At 43.3% G+C, this 20,215-nt stretch carries 17 protein-coding genes; 1 reads left to right on the forward strand and 16 read right to left on the reverse strand.

From position 1 onward, the window contains the following. Window positions 1–24: 24 nt before the first annotated feature. Complete coding sequence (gene dapA, locus J3P43_RS18640) at window positions 25–903, forward strand: 4-hydroxy-tetrahydrodipicolinate synthase (RefSeq protein WP_255905290.1); 879 nt, start codon at window positions 25–27, stop codon at window positions 901–903. A gap of 69 nt (window positions 904–972) precedes the next feature. Here the strand turns inward: dapA and J3P43_RS18645 are convergent, their stop codons facing one another. The 16 genes from J3P43_RS18645 to J3P43_RS18720 all read right to left on the reverse strand — a co-directional run bounded on the left by J3P43_RS18645 (window position 973) and on the right by J3P43_RS18720 (window position 20,023). Next, complete coding sequence (locus J3P43_RS18645; RefSeq protein ID WP_255905292.1) at window positions 973–1,161, reverse strand: BF3379 family histone-like protein; 189 nt, start codon at window positions 1,159–1,161, stop codon at window positions 973–975. A gap of 213 nt (window positions 1,162–1,374) precedes the next feature. Beyond that, window positions 1,375–2,616, reverse strand: a complete 1,242-nt coding sequence (locus tag J3P43_RS18650; RefSeq protein WP_255905294.1) for an aminotransferase class I/II-fold pyridoxal phosphate-dependent enzyme — start codon at window positions 2,614–2,616, stop codon at window positions 1,375–1,377. A gap of 199 nt (window positions 2,617–2,815) precedes the next feature. Next, window positions 2,816–4,456: a cell division protein FtsZ gene (ftsZ, locus tag J3P43_RS18655; protein WP_255905296.1), complete on the reverse strand. Its 1,641-nt coding sequence runs from the start codon at window positions 4,454–4,456 to the stop codon at window positions 2,816–2,818. A gap of 126 nt (window positions 4,457–4,582) precedes the next feature. After that, window positions 4,583–5,932 (reverse strand): cell division protein FtsA, encoded by a 1,350-nt coding sequence (ftsA, locus tag J3P43_RS18660; RefSeq protein WP_255905298.1) that lies wholly within the window; start codon window positions 5,930–5,932, stop codon window positions 4,583–4,585. A gap of 2 nt (window positions 5,933–5,934) precedes the next feature. Next, a complete protein-coding gene (locus tag J3P43_RS18665; RefSeq protein ID WP_255905300.1) occupies window positions 5,935–6,810 on the reverse strand; it encodes a cell division protein FtsQ/DivIB in 876 nt (291 codons plus the stop codon). Further along, on the reverse strand, window positions 6,803–8,158 hold the full coding sequence (murC, locus tag J3P43_RS18670) for a UDP-N-acetylmuramate--L-alanine ligase (RefSeq protein ID WP_255905302.1): 1,356 nt from the start codon (window positions 8,156–8,158) through the stop codon (window positions 6,803–6,805). The genes J3P43_RS18665 and murC overlap by 8 nt, the downstream gene beginning before the upstream one ends. 64 nt (window positions 8,159–8,222) lie before the next feature. Continuing rightward, window positions 8,223–9,341 carry an undecaprenyldiphospho-muramoylpentapeptide beta-N-acetylglucosaminyltransferase gene (gene murG / locus J3P43_RS18675; protein ID WP_255905304.1) on the reverse strand — a complete coding sequence of 373 codons (1,119 nt, stop codon included), beginning with the start codon at window positions 9,339–9,341 and terminating at the stop codon, window positions 8,223–8,225. Window positions 9,342–9,467: 126 nt separating this feature from the next. Further along, complete coding sequence (locus J3P43_RS18680) at window positions 9,468–10,649, reverse strand: FtsW/RodA/SpoVE family cell cycle protein (protein ID WP_255905306.1); 1,182 nt, start codon at window positions 10,647–10,649, stop codon at window positions 9,468–9,470. Between the two features lie 36 nt (window positions 10,650–10,685). Beyond that, window positions 10,686–12,032: a UDP-N-acetylmuramoyl-L-alanine--D-glutamate ligase gene (gene murD / locus J3P43_RS18685; RefSeq protein ID WP_255905308.1), complete on the reverse strand. Its 1,347-nt coding sequence runs from the start codon at window positions 12,030–12,032 to the stop codon at window positions 10,686–10,688. Further along, complete coding sequence (gene mraY, locus J3P43_RS18690; protein WP_255905310.1) at window positions 12,032–13,273, reverse strand: phospho-N-acetylmuramoyl-pentapeptide-transferase; 1,242 nt, start codon at window positions 13,271–13,273, stop codon at window positions 12,032–12,034. The genes murD and mraY overlap by 1 nt, the downstream gene beginning before the upstream one ends. Further along, the gene (locus J3P43_RS18695) at window positions 13,273–14,733 is read right to left on the reverse strand and encodes a UDP-N-acetylmuramoyl-L-alanyl-D-glutamate--2,6-diaminopimelate ligase (RefSeq protein WP_255905525.1); all 1,461 of its coding nucleotides are present in this window, start codon (window positions 14,731–14,733) and stop codon (window positions 13,273–13,275) included. The genes mraY and J3P43_RS18695 overlap by 1 nt, the downstream gene beginning before the upstream one ends. Then, window positions 14,733–16,832 carry a PASTA domain-containing penicillin-binding protein gene (locus J3P43_RS18700; RefSeq protein ID WP_255905312.1) on the reverse strand — a complete coding sequence of 700 codons (2,100 nt, stop codon included), beginning with the start codon at window positions 16,830–16,832 and terminating at the stop codon, window positions 14,733–14,735. The genes J3P43_RS18695 and J3P43_RS18700 overlap by 1 nt, the downstream gene beginning before the upstream one ends. Before the next feature lie 13 nt (window positions 16,833–16,845). Then, the gene (locus J3P43_RS18705) at window positions 16,846–17,244 is read right to left on the reverse strand and encodes an FtsL-like putative cell division protein (RefSeq protein WP_255905314.1); all 399 of its coding nucleotides are present in this window, start codon (window positions 17,242–17,244) and stop codon (window positions 16,846–16,848) included. A 56-nt stretch (window positions 17,245–17,300) separates the two neighbouring features. After that, a complete protein-coding gene (gene rsmH, locus J3P43_RS18710) occupies window positions 17,301–18,203 on the reverse strand; it encodes a 16S rRNA (cytosine(1402)-N(4))-methyltransferase RsmH (RefSeq protein ID WP_255905316.1) in 903 nt (300 codons plus the stop codon). Beyond that, complete coding sequence (gene mraZ, locus J3P43_RS18715; protein WP_255905318.1) at window positions 18,196–18,657, reverse strand: division/cell wall cluster transcriptional repressor MraZ; 462 nt, start codon at window positions 18,655–18,657, stop codon at window positions 18,196–18,198. The genes rsmH and mraZ overlap by 8 nt, the downstream gene beginning before the upstream one ends. A 175-nt stretch (window positions 18,658–18,832) precedes the next feature. Further along, window positions 18,833–20,023, reverse strand: a complete 1,191-nt coding sequence (locus J3P43_RS18720; protein WP_255905320.1) for a phosphoglycerate kinase — start codon at window positions 20,021–20,023, stop codon at window positions 18,833–18,835. Window positions 20,024–20,215 lie beyond the last annotated feature (192 nt).

The raw sequence follows: 20,215 nt of genomic DNA on the forward strand, positions 1-20,215 counted from the left end.
TTTAAATACCCAATTACATTTAAAATGAATAAATTCCACGGAACAGGCGTAGCCATGGTTACACCGTTCAACACAGACGGTTCAGTAGATTACGAAGGGTTAAGAAAGTTAATCAATTTTCAACTTGACGGTGGCGTAGAGTATCTGGTGTCATTAGGTACAACCGGAGAATCTTCTACCCTAAGCAAGGAAGAAAAAAAATCTGTGTGGAAATTCACTAAGGACACGGTTGCGGGCAGGGTCCCATTGGTGGCCGGTATCGGAGGAAATTGTACAGCAGACGTCATGGATGCGATCAAAGACTTCGACATCTCAGGCTATGATGCTATCCTTTCTGTAAGCCCTTATTATAACCGCCCTACGCAAGAAGGAATCTATCAGCATTATAAAGCCATCTCCGAAGCTTCTCCGCTTCCAATAATCCTTTATAATGTACCGACACGCACGGGTGGCAACATGGCCGCGGAAACGACTCTACGACTCGCGCACGACTTTAAAAACATTATAGCAGTAAAAGAAGCGGCTGGTGATTTTGATCAGTTTAACAAAATCCTCAAAGATAAACCGGAAGATTTCCTTTTTATCTCCGGCGATGACGGCGTGTCACTTCCGCTTATTGCGATGGGAGCGGTCGGTATTATATCTGTGGTCGGAAATGCCATTCCAGGGCTGTTTTCACAAATGATCAGACTGTGCCTGGAAGGTAAATTTACCGAAGCTCAACCATTGCATTACAAAATGCTGGGATTTACAAACTCGTTATTTATGGAAGGCAATCCGGGCGGAGTTAAAGAAGCGCTAAAACATGCAGGTATCTGCAATAATACATTACGTTTGCCTTTGGTAAATGTAAGCGAGGCAACGTCTGCAAAAATCAAACGGGAGTTCGATCAATTGAGATAAGGGGCAGTTGTAAAAAATAAAAAAGCCCGACTAATTTAGCCGGGCTTTTTTATTTCAAGATTAAGAAAATTACTTACCAGAGTTTTTTGACTCTTGAATTTCTAAACGAATAGCCTGAGCAAGATTTTTAACATCCTGTAATCCTTTTCTAACGCGAGTTCCAGCAGCGCTGTTACCTTTGTTATAGAATTTGTCTGCATCGCCTTCTAAGCCAGTAATTAGATCTTTCAGCTCAGTGAATCTTTCGAATTTTGCCATTGTTAAATAAGTTTAGTTTTAAATGAGTTAATATTTTTTATAAGCTATAAGCGAATGTAAATTCCTTTTTCAATAAAAAAAAATTATTTGAATAATAAAAAGACGCTTTTTAAGCCTTTTTATCCACATTTCTGAGATTGTTCACAGAAAAGGGACAATAATTAACCTAAAGGAAAAAAACCATCCTATTACTTTACCGCCCTTGTAGGCCACTTAGGCCGAAAGTCCGTTCTTGTCTTTATAGAAGCCGTTTTTCAACTTCTCGCCTACTTCTGTGAACGCCTCTAATGTGCGTTGCACATCTTCTAAGGTATGCATTGCAGTCGGAATGATACGGAGTTCCATAAGTCCCTTCGGAATTACCGGATATACTACAATTGAGCAGAAAATCCCGTAGTTTTCACGAAGATCCATAGTGATGGCAGTTGCTTCAGGCAGTTCGCCTTTCAGGAACACCGGTGTTACCATCGTATCTGTTACGCCCAGATTAAAGCCGCGTTCGCGCAAACCGGTCTGCAGTGCAGTTGCAATCTCCCATAACCTTTCGCGAAGCTCTGGCTTGGTTTTAAGCAGTTCCAGACGCTTCCTCAGCCCCACAACCATAGGCATAGGCAGCGCCTTTGCAAAAGTTTGAGACCGCATGTTGTAGCGAAGGTAATTTGTAATTTCTTCGGTTGATGCAACGAAGGCCCCGATACCTGCCATCGACTTGGCGAAAGTACCGAAATACACATCTATGCCTTCTATACAATCTTGCGCTTCGTGAGTTCCGGCACCCGTTTTTCCCATGGTACCAAAGCCATGCGCATCGTCGATCAGCAGACGGAACTTAAATTGCTCCTTAAGCGCTACAATTTCTTTTAGCTTACCTTGCGCGCCCGACATACCGAATACACCTTCAGTGATAACGAGGATGCCGCCACCGGTTTGTTCCACCAGTTTGGTAGCCCGTTCCAATTGCTTTTTGCAGCTGTCGATATCATTATGCTGATACACAAAACGTTTGCCCATATGTAAACGCACGCCGTCTATAATACAAGCATGAGATTCGCCGTCATAAACAATAACATCGTTTCTATCCACTAAGGTATCGATGATGGAAACCATCCCCTGATAACCAAAGTTCAGCAAAAAAGCGTCCTGAAATCCTGTAAAGGCAGCAAGATCCTGCTCAAGAGCTTCGTGGTGGTTTGAGTTTCCCGACATCATTCTGGCACCCATTGGGTAGGCAAGGCCATACTCCGCGGCCGCCTGGGCATCTGCTTCACGCACTTCAGGGTGGTTAGCAAGTCCGAGGTAATTGTTTAAGCTCCACACCAAATGTTCTTTTCCACGAAATTTCATATGGGGAGCAATTTCGCCTTCTAACTTAGGAAACGCGAAGTAGCCATGAGCCATCTTTTGATGCTGACCAAGCGGCCCCATATTTTTAGATATTTTATCAAATAAATCCAATTTTATAGTGTTTTAGTGATAATAAATAAAGTTGCGAATTTAGCCTTTTAAAAGCTGATTAACAATTGGAAAGCAATAAATCAGCCAGATCGAATTGCGGGTCCGGCCGGATCGGTTTATGACTCCTCCGCCGAGAATCTATATTATAAAAAAAGCCTCTATCAGAATTTGATAAAGGCTTTGCATGCTTTGAGAGACGTTAATCTACGTTGTCGTGCAGGAACGAGTTATTTGGTCTGATTTCTGTTATTCCCTCATCATTTGACAGTGTAAACCTGGAAACCTGAGATTCTGACGAATGAGGCACCTGCTGCAGGGCCATCTGCTTGCGTTTGTAAGCTGGCTCGTTCTCAAGTTCCTGTAAGCCGTTTGCAGTACGCAGCTTCATACTCAAATCCTTCAAACGTAAAATACGCTCTTTAGACTTCTTCAACTGTTCTTCTATCGATTCATCCGTCTTATTTTCGTCGGGATTTAAGGCCTGAGGCTCTGGCTCGGGAAGCATAACTTGCTCCACAGGCTGTACAGCTTCGACAACAGGCTCATTAAATTGATATTCTGATTCTTCTACTTTTAATCCAAACTCAAATTTGGGTTCGTCAGAAACAACAGGCTCTTCTTCCTGTAAGCTATGGCGAACATATTGATTATCTGCATGGCTAACCTCTTCAACCTTATCTCTTTGGTTGAAAAAACCAGCGAACAGGTCGGGCTGAACCTCCGTACTTTTCATCACCATTTCCTGCTCAGCCGGAACCTCAGGTTCCGGAGCCGATGGAGTGATAAAAGAATTCACAGTGTTCACCGGAGTAACCATCGGTGCATTTTCCGGAGTTAGCAAAGAAACTTTCTTCACCTGATTTTTCTCCACAGCACGCTCTTCCTGAGTTTGGAATCCTGTTGCGATTATGGTTACCGAAATTTTTTCGCCAAGAGCTTCGTCGATACAATTACCCCAGATCAAATCAGCTGCAAGGCCAGCTTCCTGCTGAATGTAATCGGTAATGATACTAACTTCGTCCATCGAAACCTCTTTAGAGCCCGAGCTAATGTTGAGGAGAATGTATCTTGCACCTTCAATTTCATTATCTTTTAGCAGCGGCGATGCCAATGCACCCTCCACGGCCCTGAATGCCCTGTTTTCGCCTTCAGCAGAATAGCTTCCCATTATTGCAACTCCGCTGCTTTGCATTACGGTACGCACATCTTTAAAGTCGACGTTTATATATCCCGGCAATGTGATTATTTCGGCGATACCTTTAGCTGCAGTCGTCAATATATTATCCGCTTGAGCAAAAGCTGCGCTTAACGTAAGGTTACCGAAGATCTCACGCAACCGGTCGTTAGAGATTACCAGGTAAGAATCCACATATTTTTTGAACTCTTCCAATCCGTCCTCTGCCTGCATCTTCCGACGCTTGCCTTCGAACGAAAAAGGTGTTGTGATTATCCCTACCGTTAATATATCAAGTTCTTTGGCTGCTTTAGCAATAATCGGACTTGCTCCGGTACCTGTACCACCACCCATTCCAGCTGTTATAAACAACATTTTAGTGTTGCTACCCAGCATTCGCTTGATATCCTCTATATTTTCGATAGCAGAATTCTTTCCTACCTCGGGTATTGAACCCGCTCCCATGCCTTCCGTAAGACTTGCTCCTAGCTGAACCTTATTCGGAATAGGGCTCAATTCTAATGCCTGTGCATCAGTATTACAGATTATGAAATCCACACCTGTAATTCCCTGCCTGTACATGTGGTTTACAGCATTTCCACCGCCACCACCAACACCAATTACTTTGATAATTGATGACTTTTCTTTTAACATTTCAAACTGCATATCGCTATTAATCAGTTTAGTAGATTTTGATTTATTAATCCTATTCCTAGATGTAATATTAATTAATTTTGCACAGACGTTTTCCACAAGTGTTAATTATGTGGAAAAGTCGCCCATTGTTGAAAACTACTTAATATAATCCTCATCCTTGATATCATCCTTGATAAACTTGGCACCTGTTTGAAGCAGTTTATCAAATAATCCAAAGCTCTTTTTACTCTTTTCTTGCTGGGGTTTTTCTGTATAAACTCCCGGCTGTTTTACCATCTCCATCATCTCCTCTGCTTTATGAATTCCTTTAATTAATAATCCGATACCGGTTGCATACATCGGGCTCTTCAGATCGTCGTAAACGTTCTTTGGAAGCACTTCGTTTTTGGCTAAATGTTCGTTCGGATAGCCGATACGGCAATCAAGTCCGGTAACATATTCTACCAATTGCGACAAGTGCTTTAACTGGGCACCGCCTCCGGTGATCACGATACCGGCTATCAGTCTTTTCTCGTAACCGGATGATTTTATCTCGTAATAGATATGCTCAATAATCTCCTCCATTCTGGCCTGAATAACGTAGGCAAGGTTTTTAACAGAAATTTCTTTGGGTTCTCTGCCTCTTAAACCAGGAACACAAATAATTTCGTTTTCCTTATTTTCATCTGCCAAAGCTGACCCGAAACGGGTTTTCAAAAGCTCTGCCTGATTGCGCATTACAGAACAGCCTTCACGTATATCTTCTGTAACACTATTTCCACCAAAAGGAATAACGGCTGTGTGGCGAATGATACCCTCGTGAAAGATTGCCACATCGGTAGTACCACCTCCGATATCTACCAATACCACTCCGGCTTCTTTTTCTTCATCACTTAATACCGACTCTGAGGATGCCAATGGCTCAAGAATCAATTCCTGAGTTTCCAGATTGGCATTAGTAACACATTTCAGGATATTCTTAACAGCGCTAACATGGCCGGAAATGATATGGAAGTTGGCTTCAAGACGCACTCCAGCCATCCCGATAGGGTCTTTAATTCCCGGCTCATTGTCTACAGTAAACTCTTGAGGAAGAACATGGATAATTTCTTCGCCAGGAGGCATAACCAGCTTGTACATATCTTCAATCAGCTTGTCGATATCTTTACGCTGGATTTCGTTATTCAGGTCTTTTCTCGTCAAAATTCCCCTGTGCTGAAGACTTTTGATATGCTGCCCCGCGATACCGACATTCACAATTTTCACGTCCACGTTTGATTGTGCGCTGGCCTCATCAACCGCAAGCAGGATTCCCTGTACGGTTTTTTGAATATTAGACACTACACCACGCGTTACACCAGCCGATTCGGCTTTCCCTATCCCTAATATTTCTATTTTACGCTGGCCATTCCTCCGGCCAACTATCACACATATTTTTGTAGTACCTATGTCTAGGCCTACAACAATTGGTGACCCTTTTGATAATGTAGAAGTACCTTTTTCCATAATTAACGTGTTACTGTTTTTACTGTATCCTGAATTGTGTTAAGAGTATCTGTTAACGTTGCAATGGCGGGTTTTGGTTTCGATATCAGCAAAGTGCTGTCGATCACATTTTTCACACCTACAACCTGATTAATGTATTTTATATTGATGGTTTTATAGGCATCCCAGCCTACTGCAGGAATTGCCTTTTTATAAAACACCAGCAAGTTCGTAAACTTAGTTTCGAGAGAATCTGCCGCGCCAAGAATGATCTTGTGATTTCCGACCCTTGGCACCATTTCGATCTCATTTTGCTGGTTAACATAGAGCTGTTCAATTTGCTCGCGCCATAAGGAATCATTCTCTACAAATACCGCTGTTCTATATAGATCTCTTGCAAGCTTGGTTCTGAGGGTGTCTACCCTGTTTGCAAACGGCTCCATGATAAAACCGTTCGCCACCAAAACGTGCGCCGTAAAATTGCTCGATATTGGCATCTTAAAGCCATTTCTATCCACATAGAAATCCTGATTGGTTAAATTCATAATCCGCAACACCGGCTCGCGCTGACGGATCTGCACATTAATCACACCATGCATATCAGAATAAACTCTTGCATCTTCTATATACGGGTTAGCCTTCAACGCTTCCTCTATTCCGTGGATATCAATGTTATGGAGTTTTCGCCCAATTAATGTTCCGGAGTTGCTTTGAATCATCTCATCAATATCATCACGATGAATAAAGCTATCGACCTCAGGTATAATAACCTTGATATCCTGGCAGGTAATTTCATCCTTCTTTACTTCGATAAAACTCATAAGCGTTACCAATCCTCCCAGGCTCAACACCCAGAGAAATCCGTATAAAATCGCTTTCCAGTTTATCCGTTTAAGCATTTGTTAGTATCTTTTTTAATGGCTGAACAAGGGTATCAATATCCCCTGCACCCACTGTCAGCAATAGTTCAGGCTCGTTTTCAGCCACTATATTCAGCGCTTCCTCCATGCTGCAAATGCGGCTGGAAGGCGCTGTCACGCTTTTTAAAATCATTTGAGAATTCACCCCTTCGATAGGTAATTCGCGGGCCGGATAAATATCCAGCAACAGCAGCTCGTCGGCCATGCTTAACACCTCCGCGAAACCTTCAGCGAAATCGCGTGTACGTGTATACAAATGCGGCTGAAAAAGCACTGTCAGCTTCTTTTCAGGATACAACGACTTCACAGCGGTAATACAAGCCCTGAGCTCTTCGGGGTGATGTGCATAATCATCAATAAAGATATTCCGGCCGTTCTTCACGACATATTCAAAGCGACGTTTTACTCCTCTAAAATCCCTGAGAGCAGCTTTAATTTTATCGGGCTCAATTCCAAGTAAGAGTGCAACTTGTATCGCCCCAACTGAGTTTTCTATGTTATGCAATCCGGGTAGGCCAAGCTCTATCTGCTTAATCTTTACATCGGTCGAATTGAAATCGAAAAAGAAAGTGCCGTTTTGTATGAATACGTTTTCTGCAAATACATCGGCATTTTCTTTAGCAGAGTACGTAATTCCATCTTCAAGCGGTAATCCTTTTTTATGGATCAGTTTCCCGCCGGCTTTTAGCTGAGAAGCAAAGAGCTTAAATGATTCTTTTACAGAAGCATCGTTTCCGTAGATATCCAAATGATCTGCATCCATGGAGGTAATAATAGCCAGATCGGGATGAAGTGTCAGGAATGAGCGATCATACTCATCTGCTTCTACTACCATCACGTTATTTTCTCCAAACAGAATATTCGTATTGTAATTAGACGCGAGACCCCCAAGGAAAGCCGTACAATCAAAGCCCGAATGCTTGAGAATATGCGCCACCATTGTTGATGTGGTGGTTTTCCCGTGTGTACCGGCTACAGCAATGGTAAACATCTCCTTGCTGATGATTCCAAGAACCTGCGAACGTTTCTTTAAATCAAAACCTGAATTCCTGAAATAATTAAGAATCTCAGAATCTTTTGGGATTGCAGGGGTATAAATAACAAGAAGAGAATCTGATTTCTCGCGGAAGCCGGAAGGAATTTCGTCAACAGAATCTGTGTACGTGATGTTTACTCCTTCGCTGGCAAGAGTATTCGTTAACTCGGTATGAGTGCGATCGTAGCCCAGCACCTGGCATCCCCGCTTATGGAAATACCTGGCCAGTCCGCTCATTCCGATGCCGCCGATGCCTATAAGATAAACCTGTTTAATCGTACTCAAATCCATATTGTTTTTTTGAGGCGAAAGCTGAAAGCTGAAAGGTGAAGGCAAAACCCTGGACCTTTTAGCTTTAACCTTTTGCCTTTCTCCTTTCCTCTCCTATTTTTAAAACCTCTCTGGCTATTACGTCGTCAGCATCCGGCAGGGCCAGTTTGCTAATGTTAGCTCCCAGTTCTTGTATTTTCTGTCCGTTGTTTAATAATTCTAATGCAGTGTCGACCAATTTTTGCTCAGCTTCCATATCTGCTACCAGGATAGCTGCGTTGTTCTTCACCAACGCCGCTGCGTTCTTCGTCTGATGATCTTCAGCCACATTTGGAGAAGGCACAAGCAACACAGGCTTGCCGATTACACACAATTCGGCAATAGTTCCGGCACCTGCCCTCGAAATGATCACATCAGCCGAGGCATAAGCAAAATCCATCCGGTTCAAGAACTCGGTTACATGGATATTCGGATGCGGATTACTCCGGATCTTGTCCATCACCGCTTTATAATAATGCTTCCCTGTCTGCCAGATTAGCTGAACATCGGCGCTGATGAGCTTTTCAAGCCCTGTGAGCATGCTTTTATTCAGTGTTCCGGCACCCAGGCTTCCGCCGGTTACCAGTATCGTTTTCTTACTTGGCGATAATCCAAAAGAGCTTAAACCTTCTTCCCTTTTGCCCGAAATAGCTACAGACTCTTTCCTGATCGGGTTACCTGTGACCATAACTTTATCAGCGGGGAAGAATTGGTCCATCCCTTCAAAAGCCACACATATCTTTTCGGCGTTGCTGCCCAATTTCTTATTAGTAATACCTGCGTATGAATTCTGCTCCTGAATTAAATACGGCACATTCATAAGTCCGGCGGCATATAACAAAGGTCCGGAAGCATAACCTCCAACTCCCACAGCCACATCCGGCCCGAACGATTTTATTACCGATCTTGCCTTCCACAAACTTTTCAGAATTTTAACCGGCAGAAGTACGTTTTTCCACAGCTCCTTGCGCTGAAAACCCTGAATATCCAGACCAACGATCTCGTAACCCGCCGCCGGAACCTTTTCCATCTCCATCCTGCCCTCAGCACCTACAAAAAGTATTTCAATAGCCGGATCGATACGCTTTAGCGCATTCGCTATTGAAACCGCAGGGAAAATATGCCCTCCTGTTCCACCTCCGCTTATGATTATTCTTTTTGACACCTTGAAAAATTCAAAAGTTAAAATTCAAAAATCAAAAGACCGCAGCGAGCCTGGATCTTCCTCATTTCATATCTATTAATTCGCAAATCCACTAATTTGCACATCTCTTCATCTGCACATCTACCGCTATCCCATTGCAGGAATTTCTCCTACCACTATTTTTTCTTTATTATTCGTTCCTTCCGGATTATTCTTTTTCTCTTCAATATCCCGGCTTACACTCAGTATTATTCCAAATGCTACACTGGTAAAGAGCATCGACGTCCCGCCCATACTAACCAATGGCAGGGGAACACCCGTAACCGGGCCAAGACCTACCGCTACCGCCATATTCGCAAATGCCTGGATGGTAAGACTGAAACTCAACCCGGCAGCCAGCAATGCTCCAAAAGCTTTGGGGCTGGCGGTTACAATCAAAATACATCGATACAGAAAAACGAGATAGATGATTGCGAGAGCAACTCCGCCCATCAAACCATATTCCTCTATGATGAGTGCGTACACAAAATCTGAATAAGGGTGAGGCAGGTAGTTCCGCTGAGTACTGTTACCCGGTCCTTTGCCAATTATCCCACCAGTGGCGATTGCAATTTTAGATTGATTTGCCTGAAATGACTTATCAGGATCTGCCTGTTCTGGATGTAAAAAAACCTTGATACGCGACTTGTATGTTTCGCGTCTGGGTCCAAGAAAAACAACTCCGCCAAGCAAAATCAATCCTGCTAAACACACTATCGAAATTTGCTTGATGCTTATCCTTCCCATAATCAGCAGCAAAATACTAACTCCAAAAAGCATTAGAGCAGTTGATAGATTTGCGAGCGCAATCAAAATAAAAACAATACATACTGACCCCATAATGGGGATGAAGGCTTTCTTTACGTCCTTAATATTTTCCTGCTTCCGGGTAAGTGTCCTGGCTAAGAAAGTGATCAACGCCAGTTTTGCCATATCAGAGGTCTGGAACGTTTGTGTTGTAAAGGGGATGGTTACCCAACGACTTGCATCGTTGATCGTATTACCAAAAATCAGCGTATATAACAATAATGGAATAGTAATTACCATCAGCAACTTCGAGATACCGGCGTAATAGCGGTAATCCAAAAGGTGAGAGAAATACATTAAGGCGATACCTCCCACAATAAAAATCAGATGTTTCATCAATATACTTTCTGCACCAACCCCCCGCTTATATGCAAGCGTCCCTGTCGCACTGTATACCGCAAGCAATGACCATACTGAGAGTAAAATTACAATCAGCCAGATCCAGCGGTCCCCCTTGGTTTTGTTTAGTATTGAATTGAGCATCCTTATTTAAAAATTCAAAAGTTAAAATTCACATCATTAAAGCTCCTTTATTGCCGCTTTAAACTGGTTGCCTCTGTCTTCGTAATTCCTGAATAAATCGAAACTTGCACAAGCAGGTGAAAGCAATACTGTATCCCCTTTTTGAGCCAGGTGGTATGCTATCTGAACAGCTTCTGCGGCCGAGAACGTATTAACAATCACTTCAACCTCGTCTTCAAAAGCGTCGTGAATACGTTTATTATCTTTACCCAGACACACGATTGCTTTAACCTTGCTTCTCACCAGATCCTTCAGCATATCATAATCATTGCCTTTATCTACCCCTCCTAAAATCAAAACCACGTCCGTTGTCATACTTTCGAGCGCATACCATGTAGAGTTGATGTTGGTCGCTTTGGAATCGTTGATAAAATCGATTCCTGAGATTCGCCCCGCATGCTCTAAACGATGCTCGATGTTTTTAAAATTGCCCATGCTTTCGCGAATGGACTCATTACGGAGCTCAAGCACTTTGGCGACTATTCCTGATGCCATTGAATTGTAGATGTTGTGTTTGCCCTGTAATGCGAGTTCTGTAATTGACATGATGAATGAGGATTGGTTTTCCAGGTTTATATTGATTTCGTTGTTTTTTAAATATGCTCCAAGATTAAGCTCCTTCTCAATAGAAAAAGGATAAACTTTGGCTTGTATGGTATATCTCTCTAAGCCCTTTAGAGTTTCGGAATCATCTGCACAGTAGATGAAAACATCGCCGGGTGTTTGATTCTGGAGAATACGGAGCTTCGAATCCACATACTTCTCCATTTTGTAATCATATCTGTCGAGATGATCGGGTGTAATATTTAGCAAGACGCCTATATCCGCTTTAAACTGATACATGTCGTCGAGCATAAAGCTGCTGATCTCCAGCACATACCAATCGAATTGCTCTGTTGCTACCTGGAGAGCGAAACTCTTACCGATGTTTCCAGCCAGGCCCACATTCAATCCTGCATTTTTCAGGATATGATAGGTAAGCATAGTAGTAGTCGACTTACCGTTTGAACCAGTAATACATATTGTTTTTGCATCTGTATACCGACCTGCAAACTCAATCTCAGAAATTACCGGAATACCTTTTGCTTTAATATTCTTTATAATTGGAACCGTTTCCGGGATGCCCGGGCTCTTGATTACTTCTTTTGCGCTAAGAATGGCACTTTCGGTATGCTGCTTTTCCTCAAATGGAATTCCATTCTCTGTCAGCTGCTTTTTAAACACCGAATCAATCGGCCCAAAATCAGACACAAAAACATCGAAACCTTGCTTCTGTGCAAGTATTGCAGCGCCTGTACCGCTCTCTCCGGCTCCCAATATCACTATGTAATCTCGCTCTGCCATTAACGAAGTTTAAGAGTTACAATGGTTAATATTGCCAGAAACACTCCGATAATCCAGAAACGGGTCACGATCTTTGATTCGTGATAGCCTTTCTTTTGGTAATGGTGATGTAGCGGAGACATGAGAAAAACCCTTCTTCCCTCGCCGAACTTTCGTTTCGTGTACTTGAAGTACGAAACCTGCATAATAACTGACAGATTCTCGACAAGAAATACTCCGCAAAGAATGGGGATCAGCAGTTCCTTGCGAATCATGATCGAAAACACCGCGATAATACCGCCTATTGCCAAACTACCCGTATCTCCCATAAAAACCTGCGCGGGATAAGAGTTATACCATAAAAACCCTACACAGGCACCCAGAAAAGCCCCAGCGAAAATTACGAGTTCGGCGGAGTTGGGGATATAAATAATATTGAGGTACTCGGCCATGATGGTATTACTCGACACATAGGCTAAAATGGCCAGGGTAGCGGCAATAATGGCCGACGTCCCGGTAGCCAAACCGTCAATACCATCGGTAATATTTGCTCCGTTCGAAACAGCTGTTATAATTACAATTACGAACAGGAGGAATACCACCAGGGCATAATCTTCATAACCGTCACCGAGAAATTTCAGAACCTTCGCATAATCAAATTCATTGTTCTTATAAAATGGAACGTTTGTCTTTGTAGACTTCAGATTCTGCGTAAAGTAATAGTTATCGCCCTTTTGATGAACTTCCAGGGGCGCTACATTGGTTGTTGGTAAAGTGACCTGTTGCCTTACCACAATACTCGGGTGAAAATACATCGTCCAGCCTATAATCAACGCCAGAATTACTTGTCCAAGGATCTTAAACTTACCCGCCAGTCCCTCTTTATCCTTTTTAAAGACCTTTATATAATCATCTACAAATCCGATAACACCCATCCATACGGTGGTAATCAGCATCAGAATGATGTAGATATTATCGAGCTTTGCTAACAGCAGAGTTGGCACCAATATCCCCAGCAAGATAATGAGCCCCCCCATGGTAGGAGTACCCTGCTTCTGCATTTGGCCTTCTAATCCAAGATTTCTTACTGTTTCGCCAACTTGTTTTGCCCGCAGAATCTTAATCAGCCGGTTACCATAAATGGTGGTTACAAGCAGGGAGATAATAATTGACATGGCCGTACGAAAGGAGATATACTGAAACAGTCCCGCTCCCGGGATATCGTACTCTCTGTCTAACCACGTAAATAAATAATACAGCATTAGCTAAGTTGGTTTAGTAGTTCGCTTAATATTGCTTTATCATCAAAAGGATACTTCACTCCCTTTATTTCCTGATACTTTTCGTGCCCTTTACCTGCTACCAGTATTATATCACCCGGCTTTGCCAGATGACAGGCCGTCCTTATCGCCTCACGCCTGTCGACAATCGTTAGAACTTTCTTTCTGTTATTGGGCATTACGCCAGCGTCCATGTCGCGGATAATTTCTTCCGGTTCTTCACTACGCGGATTATCAGAAGTTAGAATCACCTTGTCACTCCAGTCGCAGGCTACCTGTGCCATTACCGGACGCTTTGCTTTATCACGATCGCCGCCGCAGCCAAGAACCGTTATTACCTGCTCTGTTCCTTTACGGATGTTCTGAATAGTACTCAATACATTTTGTACCGCATCGGGAGTGTGAGCGTAGTCTACAACACCGATAACTCCTTCTGGCGTTCCTACGTAATCAAAACGACCTTCAGCTCCGTTAAGGCGACTTAAAATAGTAAGCACCTTAGTGGTATCCTGCTCCAGAAGAACCGCAGTACCATAAACCGCAAGCAGATTATAGGCGTTAAAGCTCCCCACCATTTTGAACCACACCTCTGCCGAGTCGAAGTTTAATAACAAGCCGCTGAATTGATTCTCAACAATCCGCGCTTTGAAATCGGCAGCCGTTTTTAAAGCATATGTTTTTTTATGAGCTGCTGTATTTTGAAGCATTACCCTACCGTTCTTATCGTCGACGTTTACCAGCGCAAAAGCTGATTTGTGTAGCCCGTCAAAGAATGCCTTCTTGGCTTTTAAGTACGCATCGAAAGTTTTGTGAAAGTCTAAATGATCGTGTGTGAGGTTGGTAAAAACCCCACCTGTAAATTCGAGCCCTTCGATCCGATGTTGTGCCACGGCATGCGAGCTCACCTCCATAAAACAATAGTCACAGCCTACATCAACCATATCAGCTAATAGCTTGTTCAGTGCAATAGGATCTGGCGTGGTGTGAGTGGAGGGAACTACGGTATTATGAACGTGATTTTGAACTGTAGAAATAAGCCCCGTTTTGTAGCCCAGTTCCTGGAACAGCTGATACAACAAGGTTGCAACCGTGGTTTTTCCGTTGGTTCCGGTAATTCCTACCAGTTTGAGATTATCAGATGGCCTGTCATAAAAGTTTGACGCTATCACCCCCAATGCGCGGGCCGAGTTAGAGGTTTGGATATAAACCACGCCCTCGTTGACTTGTGAAGGAAACTCCTCACAAACTATTGCAACAGCACCGAGCTCTATGGTTTTATCTATAAAAATGTGACCATCGGTGGTGGTGCCGCTTACAGCAACAAACAAACATCCAGGTTTAACCTGCCGGGAATCAAAACAAACCGACTCGATCGAAGGGTCGGCAGATCCCTTCCGATTTAAGATATTTACACCAATTAACAATTCTGCTAAGCTCTTCATCATTCCAGTTCAATTGTTATTGGATAACCCCTTACAATCCTGCTACCTGGCAGCAAAGACTGATTTTTCACTCTGCCGCTTCCCCGCACTACCGGCTTTAGCCCGGTACTGCTTAATAAATACACGGCATCTTTTAATCCCATCCCTGAAACATCAGGCACTTGTTTGGAATTAAATCTAACTTCTTTTACCGCAACGCCATTGTTAGTATCAACAACATTAACCAATTCGCTGTTTGCTGCAAATAATGCTTTCACACCTAAAGCTTTATATACCTTTTGGGTAGCCGATCTATAACCTGCTTTTGATGGCGGCATTTTGGTGTTACCTACCATTTTTGATGTTTCCACCTGATTATACATCTGTACATCATTAGCAAAAACCTTATCAGCGATCTCACGGAATGGTGGACCAGCAACTTCTGCACCATAATAACCATTCTTAGGATCGTTGATCACTACAATTAAAGAGTATTTTGGATTGTCGGCGGGAAAATAGCCGCAGAATGACGCCTGATATTGCTTTTTCGCCCTATAGCCCTTGTTCCCATCAGCCACTTGTGCAGTACCTGTTTTACCGGCCACCCGATAAAACGGATTATGGATCACATTTCGCCCCGTACCCTCGGTAATCACACCCTCGAGCATGGCCTTAATCTTGCTCAAAGTTTCGTCCGAACAGATCTTATCATTAATAACGCGTGTTTTAAATTGCTCGATAGTATTACCCAGCCTCCGAATCTCGTTTACAAAAATCGGCGTTACATATTTTCCGTTATTCGCTATTGCATTGTAGAATGAAAGCATTTTTAGCGGCGTAAGCTGCATTTCATAACCATAGGCCATTTGCGGCAAAGTCATGTTTTTATTCCAGCTACGGTTGTTCGGGTTCTTTACAACCGGCGTTGCCTCTCCCGGAATTTGAAGATCCATCTTCTCGTGCAAATGCCAATCGTACAGGTGATCTGTAAACTTCGATTGGTTTTCCCGATAGGCGGTATTAACCAGCTGTGCTATAGCAGCGTTCGACGACTCTTCGAATGCTTTCTTAACGGTAACTACACCGATGCTTCCATGAGAATCCCTGATCATATGACCCGGAATCTTATAATTGCCGGTAGCTACCAGCGTATTGGTATCTATTTTCTTGTCTTCTAAAAGAGCCATGTACGATGCCACTTTAAAAGTGGAGCCTGGATCCTGATTTCCGGCAATTGCATAGTTGAATGTCTCTTTATAAACCGATGGAGCCACTTTCGAAAAGTTTGCAATCGCTCTCACTTCGCCCGTGGCTACTTCCATTAAAATCACACAACCATGATCAGCGTCGCTCTTTATCAATTGCTTGCGCAAGGCATTCTGCGCTACATCCTGCATATTGATATCAATGGTAGAAATAATGTCGGCACCTTCTTTCGGAGCAATCTCATTATCCTTATTCATGGGCTTCCACACACCACCCGCGATCCGCTGAACCAACCGGCGACCGCTTTCACCGTCAATATAATGGCTATAAGCCCCCTCAAGTCCTACAGGCTTTACGTTTTCATTTTTATAGCCAATGGTTCGTGCTGCCAGGGATTTAAAAGGAAAAATCCGTTTGTTCTTCGCCTCCACAATCAGCCCGCCTTTATATTTCCCTAATTTGAAGATCGGAAACTTCTTTACATCAACCAGCTGACTGTGAGACACCTTACGCTTTATAAGAAAATATTTATTCTTGTCGCGACGGGCAGCGCGGAGCATTTTAGAGTATTCACGATGACTTTTATCGCCAAAATAATCCGAGAGCTTTGCTGCAAGCGAATCAACCTTTTCACGAAAAACTTCATCGTCCTCAATCCCGGCGGCAAGCATATCCATTCGGATTTCATACTCAGGAACAGACGTTGCAAGCAAGCTACCGTCTATCGAATAGATGTTACCCCTCACCGCTTCTACATCCTGGTATTTAGTAGAAAGGCTGTCGGCCATAGCCGACCACCTTTCTCCCTCAGCAAACTGTACGTGAAAGAGTTTGAACAGAACCGCAAACGCAAAAACTACGATTAACCCGAAGGCAACGTAGACGCGTAATAATATGTCGGTTCTGATATTCATCTATCTTTAATCTTTACTCTTCAACCTTAATAACAATCTTTTTTGGCGGCTGAACCAGCTCTTTCAATCCCAGGGTATCTACCTGCTTAGCAACCTCCGTCTGTGTACTCTTTAGCATTAAATCAGCCTTCAGGGTTTTATAATCGTAACCCAGCTCCTTCACCTCTTTACTCAGTTTGTCAATCTCCCTGATTGTCTTTTCTGCAAAATGCTTACTGGCGATATAAACCATCCCAAGCATTGCCAGGAAAATCACAAAAGGCATCATCCGCGTTGCAACCTCTTTCGATACAACCCCTTCTGTAAGAAAGGTTGTAAGAAAGTTTTTCGGCAGCTCCGCCTTCGGCTTCAATTCCGGTTCAGGCCCCTTCTCCTCTTCCTCTTCTATCTCATCCCTAAAACGATTGCTCACTGTTTAATTCAAAATTTAAAAATCAAAATTCAAAACAAGTCGCTTAAAAACACACTCTATAACTTAACCGCCACCCTGAGCTTTGCACTTCGGGCACGGTTATTTTCCTTGATTTCTTCCTCTGAGGCCGTTATCGCTTTACGCGATACCGATTCAAATGGCTTAATCTCATTGCCGAAAAAATCCTTCTCCACCTCGCCGCGGAACTTTCCTTTTGCAATAAAATTCTTTACCAGCCTGTCTTCAAGCGAATGATAAGACATTACCACCAAACGACCACCTACAGCCAAAACATCAGCCGTCTGATTTAAGAAATCCTGCAAAGCTTCAAGCTCCTGATTTACTTCTATCCTCAAGGCCTGAAAAACCTGGGCCAGGTATTTATTTTCTTTCCCTTTAGGAATTAAACTCCTGATAGCGTCTTTGAGATCAGAAACCGTGTCGATAGACGAATTGAGACGGGCAGTAACAATTGTCTTTGCCAGTGTTCTGGCATTTTGTATTTCACCGTAAATCCCGAAGATCCTGTGCAGATCTACCTCAGCATAGCTATTTACGACTTCTTTGGCGGTCAAAGACGACGACTGATCCATCCTCATATCCAGATCCGCATCGAAACGCGTAGAAAACCCCCGCTCCGGCCGATCAAACTGGTGCGATGAAACACCCAGATCGGCCAGAACACCATCCACAGGGATCGCTCCATGTAAACGGCAATTATTTTTTAAGAAACGGAAGTTCTGATCAATAAAGGTTAACCGATCATCATTGGGAATATTTTGCTGCGCATCTGCATCCTGATCGAATGCAAGAAGGCGCCCTTTTCCATTCAAATGCCTTAAAATCTCGCGCGAATGCCCGCCACCACCAAAAGTAACATCTACATACACACCACCCGGCTTAATAGCCAAAGCGTCGATACACTCAGCCAGCATTACAGGATTGTGATACTCAGACATCAGCCCTCCTTCCTGCTCCCATCACCTCTTCGGCAAGGTTGGCAAAATTATCAGGCTCGTTGTCTAATTGCGAATCATAAGCATCCTTAGCCCAGACTTCAATTTTATTAAACTGCGAAGCAAGAACAACATCAGCGCTAATTTCACCATATTCCATCAAAGACTTCGGAAGCAACACCCTACCCGCCGCATCTACAGAAAGCTCGGTAGCCCCACGGGTGAAGTAACGAATAAACTCTCTTGTCTTTTTCTCATACTGATTCAACTTACTCAAGTCCGCCACAATCGTATCCCACTCTTTTCTTGTGTAAATCACTAAATGCTTCTCAAAACCGCGATTAATTACCAAACCTTCACGCTCAACATCAGGCATTTGCTTACGCAAACCAGCCGGAAGCATAAGCCTTCCCTTGGCATCAAGTTTACATTCAAATTCGCCCAAAAAGTGAGACATCCAGTTTTACGGTTTTTATGTAGAGTAAAAGTAAATACTTTTCCCACCTTTTACCACATCTTACCACAAAAAGTTTTCAACAGGTGAAAACTTCCCACTACAGGCTTTAAATACTCAAAAAAAGAAGGCCCGTTTCTATTGAAACGGGCCTTCCTTAACGAGCATCCTCTAAAGCTCAGTCGTTAATTGCCTTAACTCCGGGCAGCTCTTTACCCTCCATATATTCAAGCAAGGCTCCACCTCCGGTAGATACATAACTCACCTTCTCTTCGAAGCCGAACTTGGCTACTGCAGCAGCAGAATCGCCACCACCAATTAGAGAGAATGCACCTTTTTCGGTCGCTTCCACTACGGCTTCAGCAACAGCTTTAGTACCTGATTCAAATTTCGCCATTTCAAAGACGCCCATCGGACCGTTCCATAGAATGGTTTTAGATGATGCCACCACCTCTTTGTATTGTTTTACTGCAGCAGGACCAATATCTAAGCCCATCCAGCCCTCTTTAATGTTGTCATTATTAGCCGCATCTGTGTTTGCGTCCGGAGAGAATGCATCCGCGATAACCGAATCGGTTGGCAGTACAAGGTTTACGCCTTTACTTTTCGCTTTTTCAATCAACTCAAGAGCCAGATCTAATTTATCGGCCTCAACTAAAGAGTTTCCAATATTTCCGCCCTGTGCTTTTGCGAAGGTGTAAGCCATACCTCCGCCGATCAGTAAATTATCCACTTTATCCAAAAGTTTTTCGATCAGAAGGATTTTGTCTGAAACCTTTGCTCCTCCCATTATTGCGGTAAATGGCCTTTCAGGGTTGTTTAACACTTTTTCGGCATTAGCCAGTTCGCCAGCCATCAGGTATCCGAAGTATTTCGCGTCCGGAAAGAACTTAGCGATCACAGCTGTTGAAGCGTGTGCACGATGCGCCGTACCGAAAGCGTCATTTACATATACATCGCCCAGTTTACTTAATTTTTCAGCGAAAGCTTCGTCGCCCTTCTCCTCTTCTTTATAAAAGCGAAGATTTTCAAGCAATAAAACGTCTCCGTTTTGCAAAGCAGCAGCCTTCTCGATGGCCTGCTTACCGATACAATCGTCGGCAAACTGAACTTCTGTGTCTAAAACCCCAGACAGGTGCCCAACCAGATGCTGAAGGGAATATTTATTTACAGGACCGTCTTTAGGTCTTCCGAGATGAGACATTAAGATAACCGAGCCACCATCTCTCAAAATTTTAGTAATGGTAGGCAGCGCGCCCTGTATCCGGTTATCGTCGGTTATGTTGAAGTTCTCATCAAGAGGCACGTTAAAATCGACACGGATGAGTGCCTTTTTTCCTGAGAAATTTAGATTGTCAATAGTTTTCATGTGTTCTATTTTGGTATGTCAACAGTTCTTGTTTGCAGCGCTGGCAAAACTACACAGTTTTGCATTATAATAAAAGTGTATAAATCACACTAAGCGTTGGTATCGACCAAGAATACTGATGCCGCGTTTTTAGCCTGATAAGGTTCTATCATCCAGACCGTTTGCAATAATATCGATAGCGAGCATTCGTTG

This window comes from Paradesertivirga mongoliensis (assembly GCF_024436395.1).
Lineage (GTDB): Bacteria > Bacteroidota > Bacteroidia > Sphingobacteriales > Sphingobacteriaceae > Paradesertivirga > Paradesertivirga mongoliensis.

What these genes read in the sequence shown, in the direction of transcription:
- dapA (WP_255905290.1), top strand. Translation starts at nt 25, where the DNA reads ATGAATAAATTCCACGGAACAGGCGTAGCCATGGTTACACCGTTCAAC.
- J3P43_RS18645 (WP_255905292.1), bottom strand. Translation starts at nt 1,161, where the DNA reads ATGGCAAAATTCGAAAGATTCACTGAGCTGAAAGATCTAATTACTGGC.
- ftsZ (WP_255905296.1), bottom strand. Translation starts at nt 4,456, where the DNA reads ATGCAGTTTGAAATGTTAAAAGAAAAGTCATCAATTATCAAAGTAATT.
- ftsA (WP_255905298.1), bottom strand. Translation starts at nt 5,932, where the DNA reads ATGGAAAAAGGTACTTCTACATTATCAAAAGGGTCACCAATTGTTGTA.
- J3P43_RS18665 (WP_255905300.1), bottom strand. Translation starts at nt 6,810, where the DNA reads ATGCTTAAACGGATAAACTGGAAAGCGATTTTATACGGATTTCTCTGG.
- murC (WP_255905302.1), bottom strand. Translation starts at nt 8,158, where the DNA reads ATGGATTTGAGTACGATTAAACAGGTTTATCTTATAGGCATCGGCGGC.
- J3P43_RS18680 (WP_255905306.1), bottom strand. Translation starts at nt 10,649, where the DNA reads ATGCTCAATTCAATACTAAACAAAACCAAGGGGGACCGCTGGATCTGG.
- murD (WP_255905308.1), bottom strand. Translation starts at nt 12,032, where the DNA reads ATGGCAGAGCGAGATTACATAGTGATATTGGGAGCCGGAGAGAGCGGT.
- mraY (WP_255905310.1), bottom strand. Translation starts at nt 13,273, where the DNA reads ATGCTGTATTATTTATTTACGTGGTTAGACAGAGAGTACGATATCCCG.
- J3P43_RS18695 (WP_255905525.1), bottom strand. Translation starts at nt 14,733, where the DNA reads ATGAAGAGCTTAGCAGAATTGTTAATTGGTGTAAATATCTTAAATCGG.
- J3P43_RS18700 (WP_255905312.1), bottom strand. Translation starts at nt 16,832, where the DNA reads ATGAATATCAGAACCGACATATTATTACGCGTCTACGTTGCCTTCGGG.
- rsmH (WP_255905316.1), bottom strand. Translation starts at nt 18,203, where the DNA reads ATGTCTGAGTATCACAATCCTGTAATGCTGGCTGAGTGTATCGACGCT.
- mraZ (WP_255905318.1), bottom strand. Translation starts at nt 18,657, where the DNA reads ATGTCTCACTTTTTGGGCGAATTTGAATGTAAACTTGATGCCAAGGGA.
- J3P43_RS18720 (WP_255905320.1), bottom strand. Translation starts at nt 20,023, where the DNA reads ATGAAAACTATTGACAATCTAAATTTCTCAGGAAAAAAGGCACTCATC.